The organism is Aequorivita sp. IT1282, assembly GCF_058068205.1.
In genome coordinates this window covers 1-19,277 of the sequence record NZ_JBYRHR010000004.1, presented here as the reverse complement: position 1 = coordinate 19,277, position 19,277 = coordinate 1, and the positions used below count along the sequence as shown (strand labels likewise).

The following is a 19,277-nucleotide window of genomic DNA, read 5'->3' as shown; positions in this document are numbered from 1 at the left end:
ATTTTTACAAGCTTTGAGTAAATATAATAAAAAAACCGCCCCCAAATGGGAACGGTCTTTAACTAACTAAATATATAGCTATTAATTATTTGTAAGCGTAATAGTTGGATAATTGCCAATCTTCACCATTGGGATAGTTGCATTGTAAGTAGTGTTGATTGCTTTAATAATAAGGTTAGCAGTATAAGCATACCCTCTTGGAGATGGGTGAACGCCATCTAAAGAAAATCCGCCACCTGTTACAAATTGTGATGTAAGAACACCACCATCGTAAGGAATCCCACCGTTTGCAAGGCTAGCTAATGCAGACTTAGCATCTACATACGCTAAACTTTTTGCTCCTGCCAAAGCTTGAATTGTTGTATTGTAAGCATTGCTTGCTACTGTAATGCGAGCCTGCTCAGACACTGCCAAAACATATTGATCTGTCAATGGAATAGAAACACCAATAACACCCTGTGGGTTGTTAGGATCTGGTGTTGTACCCAAAATTGATGAAGCAGTTAAAACAATTAAATCATCAGATTTTACTTGGCGCAATTGGCCCAATAATGCAGCCAATTGTGGTGGTAAGTTAAATGGAGCAGCTTGTATAATAGCGGTAATATCCGTTAGGTCATCATCTGTCATAATCGGGAAGTTTTGCCCTGCAGAAAAATTAATCATTCTTAAAGCAGCTTCTTCTGGAGTAATAACCCCGAAGGACACTAAACCTGGCAAAATCTGGGTGTTATATCCAGCAAACTGTGCGTTTAAAGCACCAGCAGTTGCAGCATCTAACGGAATTGCATTAGTAGGAACAGTAGTAAAATATGGAATTGAAGTTACTGCCGGTATATTCACCAAAACACCTTTAGCGCCATTTGCGGTTAAAGCATCTACTTGTTGGCTATAAACAGAAGCAAACACGTTTGGATCTGTAATGTCATTCGGGCCATATGTTGTAGGGTCAAAATTATTAGTTTGATCTACACCTAAACCTCCCGAAGTTGCATAGCTTAAGATATCATTATTTCCAATCCAAAGGCTGAAAAAGGTAGCACCTTGCGCAGCTGCATCACCAATTACTGTTGCACTTTCACTACTTGCGAAACGCGCAAAATAAGGATTGGCAGCACCAGTTGGCACTCCAGCAGCATTACCATATCCAGGAGCTACTAAATGGAAACTTTTCGCTCCAGGAACACCCACATTATTAAACGGGCCAGTTAATTTATTTGTAACCTCTGTTGTTGGCGCTCCAACTAAACGCACAGGTCCCGGATTTCCGTTTGCATCAACAGCAAGTACAAATCTGTTTTCAGTAATTTGAGTTCCGCTAAACAACATACCTCCTATGTTATCATTCATTAAAGGTTGTGTGAATTCACCACCACCGGCAAAAGCAAACTGCTGCGCCATAATGTTTGGGTAGCTATTTTCTTGACCAGTAATATAAAGTGCTCCATCAGCATATCCAGCTGTTAAAGAGTTTCCAACGGAAACATATTTTGAAAGATCTGCAGTTCCGCTAGTGTAAAAACCTTCGTCTGTTACTGGAGTATCAAATTCTGGTTCGCAGCTTACAAAGCCAACAGCCATAACTGCGAATGTATATTTAAGTATATTTTTCATCTCTAAGATTTTTTTCGATTATAATTTATAAGTAAGCCCCAATCCTGGAACAAAAGCGCTGGTTTTGTAGGTTCCACTAAATGGAACTGCTTGACCATTTTCGAAATAGTAATTGTAAGATGCATCTACTTCCTTAAAGTGTGAGTAAAGGAATGAAGCATCGATCTGCAAGTGTTCTCCAAGATTTACGGTAAGACCAGCAGTAAAGTTATTACTGTCGTTACGTGGAGTTTCAGGAGCAAAATAGCCTTCACGAACTGGACTCTCATCAAAGTAATAACCAGCTCTTAAAGTAAACATTTTTGTTGCTTCATATTGCATTCCGAAACGATATACTGAAGAGTTTTTATAATTACGTGCGTTTTTAGAATCTGGAATATTCGGATTTTCAAAATCAATATCTAATGATTCATAAACATCCCAGAAAGTACGGTTTAAATCAAAGGCAAAGACCCATTTTTCACAGAAATCGTAAGACATACCCACAGTCATTTCAGCAGGCATAGGCAAAGCAGCACTGATATTAGTGTTTTCGAAAGGTGTTAATGGAGAATTTGGAATATTTGCAAATTCTGCAGTACCTTCTTCAGCTTCTAAAATAATTTCAGAACGGTACGTTGCGCCTAAATGTAAATCATCACTAAGGTTTATCATAGTACTTGCAACCCAACCCCAAGCGTTTACACCAGAAGCATCAATAGTTACGTTAGCACGATTTCCGTCAAGATCAGTGAGCGTACGGTTTAGGTTTCTATTGAAGTTTACAGATCCTGTAACATAAATAGGTCCACCCCCAAAGCTTATTTTATCGTTAACCTTTACCGAAACAGTAGGCTGAATATAAATTGCGGCTAACGCTATATTATTAATCAAATGCGAACCAGCCCAATCATCATCATATACCACTTCACTTCCGTATGGTGTGTAAACACCTAGCCCAAGCGCCAACCAGTCTGTAGCTTTATAAGAAGCATAAAGGTAAAGCGGAGTTCCAACGGGACTGTCGGTTCTATCATTTGCTCCTGTTTGAGTGTCTTGGTATGCAATTTTCGAGAACACTCCGTGAACACCAGCAGAGATATTGAATTTATCGTCTAGATACACCAATGCGGCTGGATTAAAAAATACAGATTCACTACTGTTTACAACAGCAACGCCTGCATGACCCATCGCTAAGGCCTTATTGCCCTGCAGACTTACACGGTAACCGCCCGCATAAGTCACCGCGCTCGCAAGTGCAAAAACGGCAAGTACTAATACTTTCTTCATAATTATTTAATTCTTTAAAGTTAATTTTCTCGGATTAATAAGTAAGGATATTTTTTTTTCAATAATTTATTATGCACGCATAAGAAATCTTACTTACAATATTATAAAAAATTCATAACATTATCATAAAATTCTTCAGGATTTTCGGCGTGAAGCCAATGACCAGCATTTGAGATTGTATCAATTCTTGCTTTTGGAAAGTGTTTTTTGATTAAAAGTTCGTCCATTTGTTCAATATAACCACTTTTTTCACCACCTAAAAAAAGTGTATCGCCTTTAAACACGGTGTCTTCCGGAAGTGCTACACCCACCTCTTCAATTTTTTTTGATAGAATAGGAAGATTTATGCGAAGTGCTAATTCATTTTTACTTTTGCGGTAAAGATTTTTAAGAAGAAATAATCGTGTGCCTTCATCTTTTATATATCCTGAAAGAATATCTTCTGCCTCACCGCGCGATTTTATTTTTGAAAAGTCCAATTGCGAAAGCGCTTTTAAAATATCTTGGTGGTGTGCGGGATAGGCTTTTGGACCAATATCTGCAACAATCAATTTCGAAACCATTTCGGGATAAGTTACCGCGAACTGCATTACAACCTTTCCGCCCATGGAATGACCGAGCAGGATAATTTCGTTTAAATCGTGCTCTTCACAATAGCTTTTTAAATCTTCGGCCATTATTTTATACGAAAATTCATCGCTGTGGAAACTGCGCCCATGGTTACGTTGGTCTAAAAGATGTACTTCGTAACCATCTTCTGCCCAGCGAGCGCCAAGGGTTTTCCAGTTGTCGCTCATTCCTAAGAAACCGTGGAGGATGACGAAGGGTTTGCCGGAGCCGAGTATTTGGGAGTGTAGGGTCATTTAAAAAAATAATTAATATTAGTCCGTTAATATATAATTCCATTTAGGTTTGAATACAGTTATAATATCTTCAAATCCTTCAATATTTATAAAGTATTTTTTTCTGAATAAATACTTAAATTTAATCCTAATGCCAAGTTTCTTTTTTGTTTTATTATCAAAAATTCTACTATTATAATAAATTTTAATATAACTAGACTCTCTATAATAATAAACAGGAAACACAATTTTGTGTTTTTTAAAAATTGCCAATAGAGGAATTCCTTTGCTAGTTAATGTGTCTTTCAATAGAATACTATCGCCCTTTTTAGGTAGTAAATGTGCTTCTTTTTGATTTTTAATAATATAATACTTTACCCGATCAACTGGTTTACCATTTATATAAAAAGTAGTTTGAATTTTTAAATCATTATTTTGCGCTATCAAGTTTAATGGAAGTATAAATATCAAAATTATTGAAAACGCAACTTTCATATCTATATCAAAAATTTAACTCATTATTTAAGTCTTATCAAATATCCACCAATAACATTTTCCAACCCATCGTAAAGTGCTTCACAAATAAGCGCATGCCCAATACTCACTTCTAAAAGGTTTGGAATGTTTTCCTTGAAAAATGCAATGTTTTCCAACGAAAGATCGTGTCCTGCGTTTATTCCTAGATTCAGTTTATTTGCAAGAATTGCACACTCTGTATACGGTTTTATGGCTTCTTTGTTTCCCAAGGAATATTGTTTTGCAAATTCTTCGGTGTATAATTCAATTCTATCGGCTCCAGTTTCGGCGGCACCTTCAATCATTTTTAAGGTTGGATCTACAAATATGGAAGTGCGGATTCCGTTTCGCTTGAATTCAGAAATTATTTCCTTTAAATAATCTTTATGTTTCACTGTATCCCAGCCAGCATTGGAAGTAATTGCATTCACAGCATCGGGAACGAGGGTAACTTGGGTAGGTTTTATTTCCAAAACCATTTTTGTAAAATCGTCCATCGGGTTGCCTTCAATGTTGTATTCCGTTGAAACAATCGGTTTTAAATCGTATGCATCTTGATACCGAATATGACGTTCATCGGGCCTCGGGTGAATTGTGATTCCCTGTGCGCCAAACCGCTGCACATCTTTAGCAACTTGCAATATATCAGGCACATTGCCGCCGCGTGCGTTACGCAACGTGGCAATTTTATTAATGTTTACGCTTAATTTTGTCATTTGTATGTGTTATAATTATCAAAAATACAAACCTTCTAACGCTAATGAACCTTTATTTTAAGTAATTTGCGTTAAAAATAACTTCCGATGGAAACCCTAAATTACATCATAAACGATATTGAACCGTTTGACGTTTCGGCCAAGATAAAGGATGTGCAAACTGTTTTCAATCAGCTTACCTATTCGCACGTGCCCGTTGAAAAAGACGGTCATTACATTGGCTGCGTGTCTGAAAATGACGCGTATTGTTTTGACAACACAAAATTGTTAAGCGATTTTCAATACGCTTTAGAGCCTTTTCACGTGCTGCAAGACACCAATTGGCTAGATATTCTGGAAGCTTTTGCGTTAAATAATAGCAATATAATGCCCGTGCTTGGTGCCGACAATAAGTATATAGGTTACTATGAATTGGGTGACATTATGAGTCTTTTCAACAATACACCTTTTTTAAATGAAACCGGTGGAATAATTGTAGTTGAAAAAGGTGTTCAAGATTATTCTTTTAGTGAAATTTGCCAAATAGTAGAATCTAACGGAACTCGAATTTTCGGCCTTTTTATTTCGAACATGGAAAAGGAAATTGTTCAAGTTACTTTAAAAGTAGGCCATACAGCTATGAATAGCATTGTTCAAACTTTTAGGAGATATAACTATAATGTAGTAAGTCATCACGAAGAAGATAAATTTATTGAAGACTTAAAAGAACGTTCTGAATATCTGAATAAATACCTTAATATATAATTGAGTGAAATTCTTAGTGTTCAGTGTTCAGTGTTCAGTGTTCAGTGAAAAAGATAAAAAACTAATACTAATTAGGATTAAAAGAATCAACAGTTTCGAAAAATGAAAATAGGAATCTACGGACAGTTTTACCACGAAAATGCAGAAATCTATATTCAGATGTTGTTGGACGCGCTTCAAAAACGAGAAGCTGAAGTTCTTATAGAAGAAAATTTTCTCGAAATTATAAATCGAAATCAGGATATTACTAAAAACTTTTCGAGTTGTTCCACGTTTACAAAATTGGATAAAAGTTTCGACCTATTTTTCAGTATTGGTGGCGACGGAACCATTTTAAAAGCGGTAACGTTTGTAACAGACTTGGGCATTCCGATTGTTGGAATAAATACAGGACGACTTGGTTTTTTGGCAACTATTCAAAAAGAAGAAATGACAGAAAGCCTAAACCAAATTTTGGAAGGCGAATACACCATTTCTGAAAGAAGTTTGCTAACTGTTGAAACAATTCCGCAGAGCGACGAAATTCTACCTTTAAATTTTGCCTTAAACGAAGTGGCCGTAAACCGACGCAATACAACTTCGATGATAAAAGTTGAAACTCACGTAAACGATAAATACTTAACCTCTTATTGGTCTGACGGCCTAATTGTAGCAACCCCAACGGGTTCTACAGGTTATTCTTTAAGTTGTGGCGGACCTGTTATAGATCCTCAAGCTAGTAGCCTAGTGCTCACACCCATAGCACCACATAACTTAAACGCGCGACCTTTGGTTATTCCAGATTCAAGTACTGTTTCACTAAAAGTTTCGGGAAGAGAAAATACTTTTTTGGTTTCTATGGATTCGCGTATTGCAACTTTAGAAAATGAAACCACAATAATTATTAAAAAGGCCCCTTTTACCATCAAACTGCTTCAACTACAAGATGATAGCTTCATAAAGACACTTCGCAAGAAACTTTTGTGGGGTGAAGACAAGCGTAACTAAACAATAAAATCCCTCAAAATTTGTTAATCAACAGAGACTAATTGGCTTCCAATAATGTCAAGCCAAGATTATTGTTATATTTGCAAACTTTTAAATTATATGAAGTATTTCGCGACCGTATTTCTTATACTCTCCACAGCTTTCCTAGCTCAATCTCAAACCTATGAAATAGGCGGAATGATAGGAGGTGCTAATTATATAGGTGATGTTGGAAAAACCAATTTTGTAAACCCAAATACTCTTGCTTTGGGCGGTATTATTAAGTGGAACCGCAGTGCTAGGCACTCGTTTAGAGGTTCAGTAATGATCGCGAAAATTAAAGGAGACGATGCAAATAGCAATAATAGCCGCAGAGAGCAACGTGGCTATTCTTTTGAAAATACGGTTAAAGAAGTTTCATTGGGCATAGAATACACCTTTTGGGAATTTAATGTTCATAGCCAAAAATCTATTTCTACACCTTATTTATATACTGGTCTAACTTACTTTTGGTATGATGCTCTTTATAAAAGAGGAGGCATAATAACAGATTACGATGGGGCTAGTAGCGTTGCCATCCCAATGGTTGTGGGCTACAAGGCAAACCTTGGCACCAACGCAATGGTAGGTTTTGAAATAGGAGCGCGCTACACATTTACAGACGATTTGGACGGCAGCAACCCTGTAAAAGGATTGGCTGACAATGAAACCGTTAAATTTGGAAATACAAATAGCGATGATTGGTATGTATTCACTGGTATAACTGTTACTTTTGCATTTGGAAGAAAACCTTGCTATTGCAATTTTTAGATAACGAATGAACTATAAAGACCAAATAGACGTAGATAAACTACCGCAGCACCTGGCCATTATTATGGATGGAAATGGGCGCTGGGCAAAACAAAAAGGTCTTTATAGGTATAAAGGTCATGAAAACGGATCAAAAGCAGTGCGTGAAATCATAGAAGGATGTGCCGAAATAGGAATTCCATTTTTAACACTTTATGCATTTTCAACTGAAAATTGGAACCGACCAAAATTAGAAGTAAACCTGTTAATGAAACTTTTAGTTTCTGCACTTAAGCAAGAAATTAAAACATTACAGGATAACGATATAAAGCTCAATGCCATCGGCAATTTGGAGGCATTACCAAAAAAAGCACAAAAAGAATTGCAACATGTAATTGAAGCATCAAAGGACAATAAGCGTATGACAGTTACGCTTGCACTTAGCTATGGTTCAAGGGAAGAAATTATAAAAACAATAAAAGAGATTAGTCTTAAAGTTAAAAATAACCTAATTTCGCCGGACGATATTGATGAAACGGTAATAAATAATCATCTTTACACGCAAAATTTACCAGATGTAGATTTATTGATCCGCACCAGTGGAGAGCAGCGAATTAGTAATTTTTTACTTTGGCAAATAGCATATGCCGAGCTATATTTTACTGAAACTCTTTGGCCGGATTATACTAAGAACCATCTTTTTGAAGCAATATTAAATTATCAAAACAGAGAAAGAAGATTTGGAAAAACCAGTGAACAACTTAAACAATAGTTTCCTATTGCAACTATACAGAAAATCTTATTGTATTTTAATATTTACAATACTTTCCGTTTTTTCATCACAAGCGCAGCAAAAAGAACTCGATAGTGGTAGAAAATACACCATAAACGAAATAACGGTCACGGGAGCGCAAAACTTTAATGAGCAAACAGTTATTGCTTTTACAGGCCTCAAAAAAGGTGATCGTATTTACATTCCCGGTGAAAAATTAAGCCAAGTTACCAAAAAACTTTGGGAGCAAAACCTATTTAGCGATATCGCATTCTACGTCACTAATATTGATGGAGATGATGTAGATTTAGAGCTTTATATTGTGGAATTGCCCAAACTTAATGAGGTAGTTATTAATGGCGATAAAATTCGCAAGGCTAAAAGGAAGGAAATACTGAAGGATAATGATCTTAAAGCAGGTACAAAAATTACTAAAAACCTTATTTCTACCACAAAAAATTACATCACAAATAAATATAAAAAAGACGGGTACTATAATACAAATGTTATTATTAGCACTACGCCTGTCAACGATTCACTAGGCCTAGAAGTGTCAAGAAACATGACCATTTCTATTGATAAAGGCAATAGAGTTAAAGTGAAGGAAATAAACTTTGAAGGGAACGAACATTTTACCGACAGTAAATTGCGACGGTCCATGAAAAAGACGAAACGTAAAAACTTAATTCGTTTCTGGAAGCGTTCAAAATATACAGAGGAAGGTATTGATGAAGATAGAGAATCTCTTCTGAAAAAATACAAATCCAACGGGTATCGCGACGCTCGTATTATTGAGGACACACTTCGTATAATGGACACGAAAAATGTGGCGTTGGATATTAAACTGGAAGAAGGCGACAAATACTACTTTGGCGACATTAAGTTTATCGGTAACAGCGTTTTTACAGACGGTCAATTACGTCAGATTTTAGGAATAAAAACCGGAGAAGTTTACAATGGTATTCTATTACAGGAACGCATTGCAGATGAGAGCGATCCAGAAGCGAACGACCTTACTAACTTATACCAAAACAACGGTTATCTTGCAGCGCGTATAAATCCTGTAGAAGTAGCTGTTCGCAACGACACCATAGATTTTGAAATCCGTATTATGGAGCGTAACCTTTTCTATTTTGACCACGTTACGGTTATAGGAAACGATCGCACCAATGATCACGTTATTTACAGAGAATTAAGAACACGTCCCGGACAAAAATACAGCAAAAGAGATGTTGTAAGAACAATCCGTGAATTAGGACAATTAGGTTTCTTCGATCCAGAACAACTATCGCCAAACTTCAAAACTGTTGATGAAAATAATGGCCTTGTAGATCTGGAATACTCTGTTGTTGAAAAAGGCTCTAGCCAGATTGAACTTCAAGGAGGTTATGGTGGCGGTGGTTTTGTAGGAACACTTGGGCTTTCATTTAACAACTTTTCACTTAAAAATATTTTCAACTTAAGCTCATACAAACCTTTGCCAATGGGAGATGGTCAAAAACTATCTCTCCGTGCGCAGGCGAGTAGTTATTACCAAACATATAGTTTGTCACTCACAGAACCTTGGTTAGGCGGAAGAAAGCCAGTACAATTATCTACTTCATTCTCTCATACTATTCAGAATTTCTATGATTATAACACACAAACAGCAGATAAATCTAGAAGTTTCACTATAACGGGTGGTTCTGTAGGTCTTGCTAAAAAGGTGAAATGGCCAGATGATTACTTTGTATGGTCCAACGCTATAAGTTTTCAACATTATAATTTGAACAATTATAATACTGGACTGTTTACTTTTGGAGATGGTTATTCTAATAACTTAGCATACACAATTGGTATTAGTAGAAATAATACTGCTACAAACCCAATTTATCCAACACAAGGATCAGAATTTAGCCTTACAGCTAAAATGACTTTGCCATATTCTGCCTTTAATAGCGTAGATTATAAATCACTTTCTGATGAACGTACATTGTTAGAGCAAACATCTATTGATAGTCCTGAATATATAGATGACAATGAGCGTATCTCTGCAATTGACCAGGAACGTTTTGGATGGTTAGAGTACTATAAAGTTAAATTTAAAGGAACTTGGTACACTAAACTAATCGGAAAGATGGTGCTACGTACCAATACCGAATTCGGATTCCTTGGAGCTTACAATCAAGATCGCGGTGTACCTCCTTTTGAAAGATTTTTCGTAGGTGGTGACGGACTTGGCGCATACAGTTTAGATGGTCGCGAGGTGATTCAAATGAGAGGTTACCCTAACCAATCACTTTCAGATGTAGACGGAAATACGATTTACAATAAATTTTCGTTAGAGGTAAGATATCCAGTAACTTTGGCACAAATGGCATCTATTTATGTGCTTGGGTTTGCAGAGGGTGGAGCATCTTATGATGGGTTCAGAAATTATAATCCTTTTGAGTTAAAGCGTTCAGCTGGCGCAGGATTACGTATATTTATGCCAGCATTTGGCCTTTTGGGTATTGATTTTGGATACGGATTCGACCCCGTTTTGGGTGGAACCGTAAAGAATGGATGGGAAACTCATTTTATAATTGGACAACAATTTTAAATACTGGCACGATATTTTCTTAAACAACAACCAAATAATATGAAGACAAAGAAAATCCTATTTTTTACGCTTTCCCTTTTTTGCTTCACCTTTATGGCTGAAGCTCAAAGAGGGGTTCGCATCGGATATATTGATATGGAATATATCTTAGAAAGTGTTCCTGAATACAGAGAAGCCACCATACAATTAGAAGGAAAAGTTCAACGGTGGAAGCAGGATATTGAGAAAAAGCAAAAGGAAATTGACCAGATGAAGTTGAATCTCGCCAATGAAAGAGTTCTTCTTACAAAAGAATTGATAGATGAAAGGGATGAAGAAATAAAAATTAAAGAAGACGAAATGCTTCAATACCAGCAGGACCGTTTTGGACCAAATGGAGATTTAATGATCCAGCGCAGACAATTGGTACAGCCTATTCAAGATCAAGTTTTTAATATTGTTCAAGAAGTAGCAGAAGCTAAAAAGTACGATTTCATTTTCGATAAATCCGCAGATGTGGTTATGCTTTTCGCAGCAAAAAGAAACGATATTAGTGATTTGGTCTTAAGAAGTATTGAGCGCGCAGGTAGAAGAGTACAGGCAGAAGACAAAAAAGAAAAACGCGAAATAGAAAAACGCGAAAGTCTTTCAGCTGAAGAAGAAGGAGCCGTTACTGAAAGAGAAAAAGCAATTGAAGAAAAGCAAGAAGAACGCGAAAAATTAGTGGAAGCTAAAAAGACTGAACGAGAAGAAATGATGGCACAACGCCAAAAAGAACGCGACTCTATTCGTGCTGTTAAAAAAGCAGAGTTCGAAGATCGTAGACAACGTTTAATTGAAGAAAGAGAACAAAGAAGAGATTCAGTAATGAACGCGCGCCAAAACAGAAACAACCTGCCAGAAGGCACAAAAGAAGGTGAAGAAGGCGACGGTCAGTAAAACAATAATTACCTAGATATTCAATAATAAAAAACGCTAAAAGAATAACACTTAAATTAAATACAATTACAATGAAAAAAATGAAAATAGTTTTAGTTGCAATGGCGCTATTTATGGGTGCTACAAGTTTTGTAAACGCACAATCCAAAATTGCACATATTAATGCACAAGAATTAATTGAGGCAATGCCAGAATACAAAGCAGCACAGAGTCAATTAGAAAAAGTGCAGAAAACTTACGACACTGAAATTAAAGCAATGGCGAAAGAGCTTGAAACTAAAATGAAACTTTACGATACTGAAGCTCCAAGTAAATCAAACGAAGAAAATCAAAAAAGATTTACTGAAGTTGAAGGAATGCAAAGTAATATTCAAGCTTACAGACAACAAGCCCTTCAAGATTTAGATAAGAAAAGAACAGACATCTTTAAGCCAATTCTTGAAAAAGCACAAACTACTATTCAAAGAGTAGCAAAAGCGCAAGGGTTTCAATATGTATTAGATTCTACAATGGGTAGCGGAGTAATTCTTGCCGATGGAAAAAACCTAATGCCAGATGTTAAAAAAGAATTGGGAATGTAATTCTTTTAAAAAAATAAATTTCCTAAAAACTGCCCGTTCTTAACGGGCAGTTTTTTTTTACCCTAATTTGAACTTATTGGCTACATTTACGTGATGAAAAAAAATAACCCCATAGGTATTTTTGATTCGGGCGTTGGTGGCTCTTCTATTTGGCAAGAAATCCATAAACACTTGCCTTTTGAACATACCATTTATCTGGCGGATAGTAAAAATGCGCCCTACGGATATAAAACTGCAGAAGAAATTACCGAACTTAGCATTAAAAACACTGATAAACTGCTAGAATTAGGGGCAAAAATAATAGTTGTAGCCTGCAATACTGCTACCACAAATGCAATTGATACACTTCGGAAAAAATACGATATTCCCATTATAGGCATAGAACCAGCTATTAAACCAGCTGCATTGCAAACCACCTCAAAAAGTATTGGAATATTGGCCACTAAAGGGACATTAAGTAGTGCTCTTTTTAGTGCCACAGCAAAAGAATTTTCGAGAGACATTAATGTAGTTGAAATTATCGGCGAAGGCCTAGTATCGCTCATTGAAGCAGGTAACCTCGATGGACCAGAAATGATGAGGCTTCTTGAAAAACATACCAAACCTATGATTGTCGCCAATATCGACTATTTGGTTTTGGGCTGTAGTCATTATCCATATATTATTCCGCAATTAGAAAAAATACTGCCCAAAAATGTCAAGATAATTGACTCGGGCGAGGCTGTTGCCCGGCAAACAAAAATCGTTCTCCAAAGTTTAGATATGCTGCGCGAAGAAAATACGAAGCCAAAACTTCAGTTCTACACCAATGCCGAAACTGATACTTTAAAATGTCTGCTTAAAAAATATTCTGAAAAGATTTCAGTTGAAAAATGTGAGTTTTAAATTACTCTTTAAACCACGAAGAATACATAACATAATTATTGGCGATTCGTTCAATTTCGCCTTTGGTGAGTTCGGGGCTGATATCCTTTATTTTTTTCGCGGGAATTCCAGCGTAAATACTTCCGCTTTCAACTCTAGTATTTTTAGATACTACAGCACCCGCCGCAATAATTGAATTGCTTTCCACTACGCAATCGTCCATAACAATGCTTCCCATCCCAATCAATACATTATCTTGAATAGTACAACCGTGCACAATTGCATTGTGACCAATGGAAACATTATTTCCAATAGTAGTGGGAGAAGTTTTGTAAGTTGCGTGAATTATAGCTCCATCTTGCACATTCACCCTATTGCCCATTTTAATAAAATGCACATCGCCACGGATAACAGCGTTGTACCAAACACTACATTCGCTACCCATTTCTACATCGCCAACAATAGTAGCATTTTCAGCAATAAAGCAATCTTCTGGAATCTGTGGATGTTTTCCGTTTACAGTTTTTATAATCATAGTTTTTTGTTTCAGGTTTCAGAATTCAAATTTCGTGAGGGGCTAATATCTAAAATCTCACGTCTAATGTCTCTCGTCTCAAGTCTCATACATCACCCAAAATAAGCCAATAATTCCTTTTTTCGCGTCGGACTCACCATTATTTCTTTACCGCTGGAAAGCACTACACTCCCACCCTTTCCTTTTTTGTATTCAGTGATTTCATTCACATTAACCAAATAGGATTTATGAACACGCGCAAAGCCATTTTCTGAAAGCGAATCTTCAAAATATTTCAAGGTTTTGCTAACTAAACGCTTCCCTTTTTTTAAATAGATCTGGGTATAATTATCATCAGCCTGGCAATACAGTATATCCTCCATTTGCAGCACTTCAAAGCCATTTTGCAGCGGAATAGTGATCTTCCCCGCTACCTGCGTTTGTAATGGCTTTAAAATTGAATTTTGAAGCGTGTTTTCCTTTTCCTTTATCTCCTTAACATAATCTACAGCCTCAATAAGTTTATCGATTGAAATAGGCTTCAACAAGTAATACGAAGCATGTGCATTTAACGCATCAATAGCATAGTGATTATAAGCGGTAACGAATACAGTTTCAAATTGCCGGTCGCCTACTTTATCAAGTAAATCGAAGGCATTTCCGTAGGGCATTTCTACATCTAGAAAAACTACATCCAAATCATTATTTCGAATTAAAACTAAGGCCTCTTCAACATTGGCAGCTTCACCCTTCAATAAAATACTTGGGCAGTATTTCGCCAAATAATTTCTCAGAATTTCTCTGCTAGTTTCTTCGTCTTCTACAATTATTGCGTTTAGTTTCATCAATCTTTCTTTAATATAAGTTCAACTCGCGTGCCTTCGTTATTTTCGAAAACATTATCCACTGTCACATCTATTTTTTCTTTGTACATCTCGTTCAAAATAGCAATTCGTCTTTGGGTATTCCCCATTCCTTTCGACTTTTGTTTCATCTGATTTTCAGTTTTAAATTCTTTCGATTTTGCGCGTCCAATACCATTATCCACAATAGTTATTTTTACGGTTTTCGAATCAATTTTTCTGAAATCAATTTCCAGCAAACCCTTTTCTTCTTTATACCGAAGCCCATGCCAAACAGCGTTTTCTACATACGGCTGAAGCAACATTGGCGGAATTACGAATTCTTCTAAATTGATGTTTTCATCAACCGAAATTTTATAGTCGAATTTATCTTTAAACCTAAAATGTTCCAATTTTGTATAAAGTTCCAACAGCTCAATTTCCTTCGCTAACGAAATAAAATCTTCTTCACTATTTTCCAAAACGGAACGCATTAGCAATGAAAAATCGGTCAAATATTTATTTGCCGCGCGTTCGTCATTTACTGCGATGAAACTATTCACAGAATTTAATGCATTAAAAATAAAATGTGGATTCATCTGCGATCGAAGCGATTTCAGTGCCAATAGATTATTTGCAAATTTTTGCTGCTTTACATTTTTGTATTGGGTGTAAGCCGCAAAAACCAGCAGCAAAACAATAATGCCTAACGAAATAATAATCCATTTCTGAATCTGACTGTATCTTTCTACAAGTTCCTGGTTTTCGAAGGCTAGTTTATATCTACTTTCGTTCAACTTTCGGTCGTTTTCGAGACTTGCAATTCTGTTTTGTTTCTGTGTAATTTCTTTGCTGAAACGCGCCGCTTGGCTAATTTCCTGTTCCTTTTTCACGTAAAGTTCATCCACCACTTCCACATATCTTTGGTAACTTTCGGTAGCCTTATCGAACTCACCGATATCCCGATAAATCTCTGAAAGCTTTCGCACGGCGTCTTTTTGAACTACCAAATCTTCTTTCTTGTCAGCTTCCGCAATACTCTTTTCAAGGTATGGAATAGCCTGTTTATATTTTTCCTGCGCCACAAAAGCATTGGCAATTTTATAGTTTTGTCGTTGCGGGGTTAGCGCTTCATCTTCAACAGTAGCAACTTTCCCCATTGAATTTAGCTCTTTCAAGGTTTCTTCCCGAAGTTCAATCTCCTTTTCGTATTCGCGGTTTTGGTTGTAGAAATCTGCTACTTTATTTTTTTCGGAAACGGCGCGTTGCTTATTTTCCTTTTTGGCAAGTTTTAATGAATTGTCAAAATATTCTTCGGCTTCAATTAGCGCACCACTTTGTGCGTATGCCTCTCCAATTTTAGAATTTAGGTTTGTAATTTTCGGCGTAATCTGATTCTCTTTGGCAACATCAAGCCCCTTTTGGTAATTGAAAACACTTTTTACGCCCTCACCAATTGCTTTGTGTGTATCTCCCAAACCTTCATAAATCTCGACTCTTTGATAGGGTGAAAGATTTCGATTTAACAAATTTTGGAAGGTTGAAATACTTTCCTGATAGCTTTTATTTTGGGCAAATGCTTTAGCTAATTTTATTGAAACATCAATATTGGCAGTATTTTGCAAGCTTTGTTTATAATTGTCAATAGCCAAATCTGGCTGATTCCAAAACAAATTTATATCGCCCAAAGTTTCAAATGCCAAGCTATTTTGTTTTTTAGAAATGCTTTCGTTACGTCTTGGTTCCAAAGCGCGGGTTATGTATTCGATACTTTTAGGAGCGTCCTTTTTCAAAAAGAACTTTGCAGAATCTAGAAAATTAATAAATCCGAGTTTTTTCTCGTCTTGAACCTTTTTGGCAATTGGTGCGGATGCCTCTCCTTTTGCCTTTTCAACGCGAACGGTAATAAAATCGTCTTTGGTAATATTATAATAAACGGTAACAAAATCGTCGCTTTTAATAACTAATTCGTCCCCAATTTTCGCCGAAATAGCAAATCTTCCCGAAAGATTGGTTGTGGTATATTGGCCTCCCAAAATCTCAACATTCACTTTGGAGATGGGCATATTTGTTTCGCCATCAACAACTTCACCTCTTAACATAAAAGGTTTGTTTTCCGCTTGCCGCTTTACTTGCGAAAAGCTTTCAGCCGAATAAAAAATGGCAAACGATAAAAAAATATAAAGTAGGGTTTTCATTTAGTCTAATAAACGGTAAACATACGCACTTTGCAGCAAAGCCAAAATTACGTTTTTCTGAAATAGCGCCCGCAAAAACAGAAAAAGAATACTTCACTCACCCAAAGACTGTTTTTACTAATTCGCCAGCAGCATTCACATAATGTAGGTTTTTTCTAAAAAATGTTCATCATAGGTTTACCTGTATAAAAAAACAAAGTTATGAGAACGTTACAAATTATTATGGTTACTATTTTACTAGCTTCCGCATATACTTGCAAAGCTGATAATAAAAAATTTGAAGGTGAACTTTTAGCAAGTTTGGAAATTCAAAAACCTAAAAAAGACCACTTCATTAAAGTCGCGCTGCTATTAGACACCAGCAACAGCATGGACGGATTGATAGATCAAGCAAAAGCACAACTCTGGGAAATAGTAAACGAATTAAGCTACGCTAAATGCAATAATGCCCGCCCGAAACTACAAATTGCTTTATACGAATACGGAAATGACAACTTAAGTTCTCAAGATAATTACATCCGGAAAATTTTGAGTTTTACTGAAGATTTGGATGATGTTTCCAAAGAGCTTTTTTCATTAACCACCAATGGCGGAAGCGAATACTGCGGTGCTATAATTCAAGAATCTTTGAATAAACTTGATTGGGGTAAAGAGGATGACGATTTAAAAATGGTTTTTATTGCAGGTAATGAACCCTTCGATCAAGGCGGAATTAATTACAAAGACGCAGCGGCAAATGCCAAAGAAAATGGTGTCGTGGTAAATACGATTTTCTGCGGCGATTATAAACACGGAATTGATAGTTACTGGAAAGATGGCGCCCAACTTACCTACGGCGATTATATGGCAATTAACCAAAACCAACAAACCGTTTATGTGCCCTCCCCGTATGACGATATTATAATTCAGTTGAATATAAAGCTTAACAAAACGTATGTTCCTTATGGCACTACAGGAATGGCGAAAAGTCGCGTACAACAAGAACAGGATGCCAATGCTGCGGAATATAGCAAAGCCAATGCTGTAAGCCGAACCGTTTCGAAAGGAAGTCATCTTTACACAAACAGCACTTGGGATATGGTAGATGCCGAAGAAGAAGCAGATTTTAGTTATGATAAGTTGAAAAAAGATGAATTACCTCAAGAGTTGAAAGGGAAAACTACGGTGCAAATAAAGAAGTATCTTGAAACAAAGCGTTTGGAAAGAGAAACAATTCAAAAGGAAATAATGGAACTTAATGAGCAACGCCGAAAGTACATTGCAGAAAACACGAAAGAAACGAGTAATGGGCTGGAAAACGCAATGGTGCAAGCCATAAAAAAACAAGCAGAGAAAAAGAATTATTCTTGGGAATAGATTTTTTCTAAATATAAAATGCCTGACACTTTTAAGAGTGTCAGGCATTTTTCTTTTACGAATAAAAAGGTCTAATTAATTGCAGGACAATTACAATCGTATGGCTCATCTCTTCCTCCCAAAAAGTCATAACCTAAAGTAATTTGGTGGAAGCCGCCACTTTCAAATTTTATATTCCCAGCTTGATAAGAGTATGTATATGCAAACATGAAATTGTTATAATTTATCCCCAAAACTGGAGTAACATATTGCAGTTTTTGAACTTTTACTTCCTGCCCGTTAAGGAATTCAGCTCCATCCAAACTTCTTCTGTAAGATAAACCACCCCACAACTTACCAAATTCCATCTTTCTGTAAGCTTTAAAGTTTAAATCTACAGCTTGTTCGCCAGTGCGTTCGCTCCATTGAAAGAGAAAAGATGGCTCATAGCTCCAATCTTGTCCGTATTGTCCAATTGCATATGCTGCAGAGATTAAATACTTACGTTGGTTGTTTGATTCAAATTCTTCACTATAAATTGATCTATTCTGAAAGATGATATTCTTAACAGTGAAATGTCCTGAAAAGTCTAAGAAATTATATGAAAGACCCGCATCTACATTAAAATATGAGCTACTCTGAATAATTCCACTAATAACAGGATCAAAATCTGAAAGGTCGAATTGAGTTTCATCCAAACGAGATTGTGTTAAACCAGCGCTCAAACCAAAAGATAACTGATTTAAATCTGCTTCACTTCTAGAAAACATGATATGGTGGGCATATGTTATATACCCCCCAGTTTGAGAGTGATATCCGTTTTTATCATTGTATAATATTACTCCAAGTCCAGATCTTTCTCCAACTCGCGCATTAAAACTTAGCGTTTGTAGATTTGGAGCTTCGTTTTGGTCAAACCACTGTTGGCGTGCTGTTAGGCGCAATTGGTTGTGTGATGCAGCTCCCGCCATCGAAGGATGTAATAAATAGAGATTATCAGAAAAATAATCTGAGTAAATGGGTATTCCGTCTTGGGAATATCCATAAATGGATGAAAACAAAAGTAGGATGAGAGAGATTTGTTTAATATTCATAATTTCTATTTATCGTTTTAGGGTAAAATGTCCTTTGAATTCTTTAGGCACGTCGTCTTCGGTGTATTCCACTCTGAACCAGTAATCGCTTGATGGCAGTGGGCTTCCCCCGAAGGTTCCAT

The 19,277-nt window shown here is 36.4% G+C and carries 19 protein-coding genes; 9 read left to right on the top strand and 10 right to left on the bottom strand.

Going from position 1 to position 19,277, the window contains the following annotated elements:
- Positions 1 to 81 precede the first annotated feature (81 nt).
- The 5 genes from AC3RVG_RS09500 to AC3RVG_RS09480 form a co-directional block, all read right to left on the bottom strand.
- Positions 82 to 1,614: an SGNH/GDSL hydrolase family protein gene (locus AC3RVG_RS09500; RefSeq protein WP_489691229.1), complete on the bottom strand. Its 1,533-nt coding sequence runs from the start codon at positions 1,612 to 1,614 to the stop codon at positions 82 to 84.
- An 18-nt stretch (positions 1,615 to 1,632) separates the two neighbouring features.
- Positions 1,633 to 2,883, bottom strand: coding sequence for an OmpP1/FadL family transporter (locus AC3RVG_RS09495; protein WP_489691228.1), 1,251 nt, complete (start codon positions 2,881 to 2,883; stop codon positions 1,633 to 1,635).
- A gap of 101 nt (positions 2,884 to 2,984) precedes the next feature.
- Complete coding sequence (locus AC3RVG_RS09490; RefSeq protein ID WP_489691227.1) at positions 2,985 to 3,746, bottom strand: alpha/beta fold hydrolase; 762 nt, start codon at positions 3,744 to 3,746, stop codon at positions 2,985 to 2,987.
- An 18-nt stretch (positions 3,747 to 3,764) separates the two neighbouring features.
- Positions 3,765 to 4,220: a hypothetical protein gene (locus AC3RVG_RS09485; protein WP_489691226.1), complete on the bottom strand. Its 456-nt coding sequence runs from the start codon at positions 4,218 to 4,220 to the stop codon at positions 3,765 to 3,767.
- Between the two features lie 23 nt (positions 4,221 to 4,243).
- Positions 4,244 to 4,957 carry a pyridoxine 5'-phosphate synthase gene (locus AC3RVG_RS09480; protein ID WP_489691225.1) on the bottom strand — a complete coding sequence of 238 codons (714 nt, stop codon included), beginning with the start codon at positions 4,955 to 4,957 and terminating at the stop codon, positions 4,244 to 4,246.
- Between the two features lie 87 nt (positions 4,958 to 5,044).
- On the opposite strand from AC3RVG_RS09480, the gene AC3RVG_RS09475 reads away from it, so the two are divergent.
- From AC3RVG_RS09475 to murI, 8 genes are all read left to right on the top strand, one after another.
- Positions 5,045 to 5,701 carry a CBS domain-containing protein gene (locus AC3RVG_RS09475; protein ID WP_489691224.1) on the top strand — a complete coding sequence of 219 codons (657 nt, stop codon included), beginning with the start codon at positions 5,045 to 5,047 and terminating at the stop codon, positions 5,699 to 5,701.
- 102 nt (positions 5,702 to 5,803) lie between these two features.
- Complete coding sequence (locus tag AC3RVG_RS09470) at positions 5,804 to 6,688, top strand: NAD kinase (RefSeq protein WP_489691223.1); 885 nt, start codon at positions 5,804 to 5,806, stop codon at positions 6,686 to 6,688.
- A 99-nt stretch (positions 6,689 to 6,787) separates the two neighbouring features.
- Positions 6,788 to 7,477, top strand: coding sequence for a type IX secretion system protein PorG (porG, locus tag AC3RVG_RS09465; RefSeq protein WP_489691222.1), 690 nt, complete (start codon positions 6,788 to 6,790; stop codon positions 7,475 to 7,477).
- A 7-nt stretch (positions 7,478 to 7,484) separates the two neighbouring features.
- Entirely contained in the window at positions 7,485 to 8,228 is a 744-nt protein-coding gene (uppS, locus tag AC3RVG_RS09460) for an undecaprenyl pyrophosphate synthase (RefSeq protein ID WP_489691221.1), read from the top strand.
- On the top strand, positions 8,197 to 10,809 hold the full coding sequence (locus AC3RVG_RS09455; RefSeq protein WP_489691220.1) for a BamA/OMP85 family outer membrane protein: 2,613 nt from the start codon (positions 8,197 to 8,199) through the stop codon (positions 10,807 to 10,809). Before uppS ends, AC3RVG_RS09455 begins: the two co-directional genes overlap by 32 nt.
- 39 nt (positions 10,810 to 10,848) lie before the next feature.
- Positions 10,849 to 11,727 (top strand): OmpH/Skp family outer membrane protein, encoded by an 879-nt coding sequence (locus AC3RVG_RS09450; protein ID WP_489691219.1) that lies wholly within the window; start codon positions 10,849 to 10,851, stop codon positions 11,725 to 11,727.
- 71 nt (positions 11,728 to 11,798) lie between these two features.
- Positions 11,799 to 12,308, top strand: a complete 510-nt coding sequence (locus AC3RVG_RS09445) for an OmpH/Skp family outer membrane protein (protein WP_489691218.1) — start codon at positions 11,799 to 11,801, stop codon at positions 12,306 to 12,308.
- Between the two features lie 93 nt (positions 12,309 to 12,401).
- A complete protein-coding gene (gene murI, locus AC3RVG_RS09440; protein WP_489691217.1) occupies positions 12,402 to 13,193 on the top strand; it encodes a glutamate racemase in 792 nt (263 codons plus the stop codon).
- A 1-nt stretch (position 13,194) separates the two neighbouring features.
- On the opposite strand, the gene AC3RVG_RS09435 is transcribed toward murI, so the two are convergent.
- From AC3RVG_RS09435 to AC3RVG_RS09425, 3 genes are all read right to left on the bottom strand, one after another.
- Positions 13,195 to 13,707, bottom strand: a complete 513-nt coding sequence (locus AC3RVG_RS09435; RefSeq protein WP_489691216.1) for a gamma carbonic anhydrase family protein — start codon at positions 13,705 to 13,707, stop codon at positions 13,195 to 13,197.
- A 92-nt stretch (positions 13,708 to 13,799) separates the two neighbouring features.
- On the bottom strand, positions 13,800 to 14,531 hold the full coding sequence (locus AC3RVG_RS09430) for a LytR/AlgR family response regulator transcription factor (RefSeq protein ID WP_489691215.1): 732 nt from the start codon (positions 14,529 to 14,531) through the stop codon (positions 13,800 to 13,802).
- Complete coding sequence (locus tag AC3RVG_RS09425; protein ID WP_489691214.1) at positions 14,531 to 16,726, bottom strand: tetratricopeptide repeat-containing sensor histidine kinase; 2,196 nt, start codon at positions 16,724 to 16,726, stop codon at positions 14,531 to 14,533. The genes AC3RVG_RS09430 and AC3RVG_RS09425 overlap by 1 nt, the downstream gene beginning before the upstream one ends.
- Positions 16,727 to 16,927: 201 nt before the next feature.
- Between AC3RVG_RS09425 and AC3RVG_RS09420 the strand changes: the two genes are divergently transcribed.
- Positions 16,928 to 18,082 carry a vWA domain-containing protein gene (locus AC3RVG_RS09420; protein ID WP_489691213.1) on the top strand — a complete coding sequence of 385 codons (1,155 nt, stop codon included), beginning with the start codon at positions 16,928 to 16,930 and terminating at the stop codon, positions 18,080 to 18,082.
- A gap of 71 nt (positions 18,083 to 18,153) precedes the next feature.
- Here AC3RVG_RS09420 and AC3RVG_RS09415 read toward each other — a convergent pair whose 3' ends face one another.
- Together AC3RVG_RS09415 and AC3RVG_RS09410 are read right to left on the bottom strand one after the other, a co-directional pair.
- Positions 18,154 to 19,155, bottom strand: a complete 1,002-nt coding sequence (locus AC3RVG_RS09415) for a PorP/SprF family type IX secretion system membrane protein (protein ID WP_489691212.1) — start codon at positions 19,153 to 19,155, stop codon at positions 18,154 to 18,156.
- A gap of 9 nt (positions 19,156 to 19,164) precedes the next feature.
- Positions 19,165 to 19,277: T9SS type B sorting domain-containing protein (locus AC3RVG_RS09410; protein ID WP_489691595.1), on the bottom strand; the 113-nt coding region annotated here is incomplete at its 5' end.

What these genes read in the sequence shown, in the direction of transcription:
- AC3RVG_RS09500 (WP_489691229.1), bottom strand. Translation starts at nt 1,614, where the DNA reads ATGAAAAATATACTTAAATATACATTCGCAGTTATGGCTGTTGGCTTT.
- AC3RVG_RS09495 (WP_489691228.1), bottom strand. Translation starts at nt 2,883, where the DNA reads ATGAAGAAAGTATTAGTACTTGCCGTTTTTGCACTTGCGAGCGCGGTG.
- AC3RVG_RS09490 (WP_489691227.1), bottom strand. Translation starts at nt 3,746, where the DNA reads ATGACCCTACACTCCCAAATACTCGGCTCCGGCAAACCCTTCGTCATC.
- AC3RVG_RS09485 (WP_489691226.1), bottom strand. Translation starts at nt 4,220, where the DNA reads ATGAAAGTTGCGTTTTCAATAATTTTGATATTTATACTTCCATTAAAC.
- AC3RVG_RS09480 (WP_489691225.1), bottom strand. Translation starts at nt 4,957, where the DNA reads ATGACAAAATTAAGCGTAAACATTAATAAAATTGCCACGTTGCGTAAC.
- AC3RVG_RS09475 (WP_489691224.1), top strand. Translation starts at nt 5,045, where the DNA reads ATGGAAACCCTAAATTACATCATAAACGATATTGAACCGTTTGACGTT.
- AC3RVG_RS09470 (WP_489691223.1), top strand. Translation starts at nt 5,804, where the DNA reads ATGAAAATAGGAATCTACGGACAGTTTTACCACGAAAATGCAGAAATC.
- porG (WP_489691222.1), top strand. Translation starts at nt 6,788, where the DNA reads ATGAAGTATTTCGCGACCGTATTTCTTATACTCTCCACAGCTTTCCTA.
- uppS (WP_489691221.1), top strand. Translation starts at nt 7,485, where the DNA reads ATGAACTATAAAGACCAAATAGACGTAGATAAACTACCGCAGCACCTG.
- AC3RVG_RS09450 (WP_489691219.1), top strand. Translation starts at nt 10,849, where the DNA reads ATGAAGACAAAGAAAATCCTATTTTTTACGCTTTCCCTTTTTTGCTTC.
- AC3RVG_RS09445 (WP_489691218.1), top strand. Translation starts at nt 11,799, where the DNA reads ATGAAAAAAATGAAAATAGTTTTAGTTGCAATGGCGCTATTTATGGGT.
- murI (WP_489691217.1), top strand. Translation starts at nt 12,402, where the DNA reads ATGAAAAAAAATAACCCCATAGGTATTTTTGATTCGGGCGTTGGTGGC.
- AC3RVG_RS09435 (WP_489691216.1), bottom strand. Translation starts at nt 13,707, where the DNA reads ATGATTATAAAAACTGTAAACGGAAAACATCCACAGATTCCAGAAGAT.
- AC3RVG_RS09430 (WP_489691215.1), bottom strand. Translation starts at nt 14,531, where the DNA reads ATGAAACTAAACGCAATAATTGTAGAAGACGAAGAAACTAGCAGAGAA.
- AC3RVG_RS09425 (WP_489691214.1), bottom strand. Translation starts at nt 16,726, where the DNA reads ATGAAAACCCTACTTTATATTTTTTTATCGTTTGCCATTTTTTATTCG.
- AC3RVG_RS09420 (WP_489691213.1), top strand. Translation starts at nt 16,928, where the DNA reads ATGAGAACGTTACAAATTATTATGGTTACTATTTTACTAGCTTCCGCA.
- AC3RVG_RS09415 (WP_489691212.1), bottom strand. Translation starts at nt 19,155, where the DNA reads ATGAATATTAAACAAATCTCTCTCATCCTACTTTTGTTTTCATCCATT.